2 protein-coding genes are annotated in these 1659 nt (G+C 57.9%); one reads left to right on the plus strand and one right to left on the minus strand.

Annotated elements, in window-relative coordinates:
• Positions 1-515 (plus strand): superoxide dismutase (locus ACRESJ_RS09150; RefSeq protein WP_400760662.1); only part of this gene is annotated, 515 nt, incomplete at its 5' end.
• 116 nt (positions 516-631) lie between these two features.
• Here the strand turns inward: ACRESJ_RS09150 and ACRESJ_RS09155 are convergent.
• Entirely contained in the window at positions 632-895 is a 264-nt protein-coding gene (locus tag ACRESJ_RS09155; RefSeq protein ID WP_218494265.1) for a DUF6124 family protein, read from the minus strand.
• Positions 896-1659 lie beyond the last annotated feature (764 nt).

Here is a 1659-nt window from a genome sequence, read left to right on the forward strand (position 1 = left end):
ACGACAAGCACCACAACACCTACGTCGTGAACCTGAACAACCTGGTGCCAGGCACCGAGTTCGAAGGCAAGACCCTGGAAGAAATCGTCAAGACTTCCTCGGGCGGTATCTTCAACAACGCCGCTCAGGTCTGGAACCACACTTTCTACTGGAACTGCCTGGCGCCAAACGCTGGCGGCCAACCAACCGGCGCACTGGCTGAAGCCATCAACGCGGCTTTCGGTTCGTTCGACAAGTTCAAGGAAGAGTTCAGCAAGACTTCCATCGGCACCTTCGGTTCCGGTTGGGGCTGGCTGGTGAAGAAGGCTGACGGTTCCCTGGCCCTGGCCAGCACCATCGGTGCCGGCAACCCGCTGACCAGCGGCGACACCCCGCTGCTGACCTGCGACGTCTGGGAACACGCTTACTACATCGACTACCGCAACCTGCGTCCGAAGTACGTCGAAGCGTTCTGGAACCTGGTCAACTGGAAGTTCGTGGCTGAGCAGTTCGAAGGCAAAACCTTCACCGCTTAAGCTCGATGCCAGACAAAAAACCCGGCTTTTGCCGGGTTTTTTTATGGAAGGAATATGAGCAAAGGGACGGTGGCGATCGTTGCTCGCGAAAAACGATAACGCGGTCAGTCGGCCAACTACTGCGGATCGAGGTTATCCAACGCACGATTCACCGCGAGCTCCGCCAACATGACAATCTGCGAAATGGCCAACGCCGTGTTGCGCTGGGGGCCAGTAAGGCAGGTGGCGAAATCACTCGCCATGACATTGGCTGAAGCCAGTGATTCACAAGCGTGGGCAAGCAGGCTTTCAGTGTCCATGTCGGGGACGATCATGAACATGGTGCGAGGGCTGTAGGGTTTGGTGGTGTTGCAGGGGGGATCGGGGATTAATTTGTCCATAAAACCATTCCTCTAGCGCTGGGGCCACCACTTGCCGTTTCTCACGCGGTGAAGAGGTGGCAGCTATGTGCGAGGTGAGAAACCGGTATGGACACCCGGGCCAGACCTAAGTCTGCCCGCACACAGCCGCCATGACGCATTTACAGACAGCGGACTAGCTGGCGGCGATTATGCGTGCACAGGCTCTGGATGACCATAAGTAGCCGGGTTCTCACACCCGATCGCTGAGTTTCAGCGACAGCCAAAGGTTATTCAGCCCGCTTCCGACGGACAACCTGAAAACTGCGTGGGAAACTTCTGGCGCTTTCCTACACCGCGCTAACGCCCAAAACGTAACGCGGAGCATCCCTGGCCACACTCCCACGCGGGCGTGTGGAAACGATATGTTGGTGTGTGGCTGAAAGTACAATGTCGACTGTCCCGCCGTCTTTGCGAGCAGGCTCGCTCACATTGGGTCCCCGGTTTTCAGTCGGGACTTGTGGCCACTGAAGATCCCTGTAGGAGCGAGCTTGCTCGCGAAAAACGTCTGAACAACGCGATCAACCAGTCAGCGCGCGTTATCGTTGACGTCCATCGCGAGCAAGCACGCTCCTACAGAAGAGCAGAGCAAAGGCAGATCGGCATACACCCACGCTTCTCACCACTCAACAGGCCGAGCGTTAGCTCGCCTGCCGCTCTTGATCTTGATCCACCCGCCCCCTCGGCAGGCTGAGTGGAGGTGTTCATCCGGGGATGGGCGCGCAGCGCCGTTCGACGCAGTCGAA

Origin of the sequence: Pseudomonas sp. (assembly GCF_050739655.1) — a bacterium.
In the GTDB taxonomy this organism is placed as follows: Bacteria; Pseudomonadota; Gammaproteobacteria; order Pseudomonadales; family Pseudomonadaceae; genus Aquipseudomonas.

What these genes read in the sequence shown, in the direction of transcription:
- ACRESJ_RS09155 (WP_218494265.1), bottom strand. Translation starts at nt 895, where the DNA reads ATGGACAAATTAATCCCCGATCCCCCCTGCAACACCACCAAACCCTAC.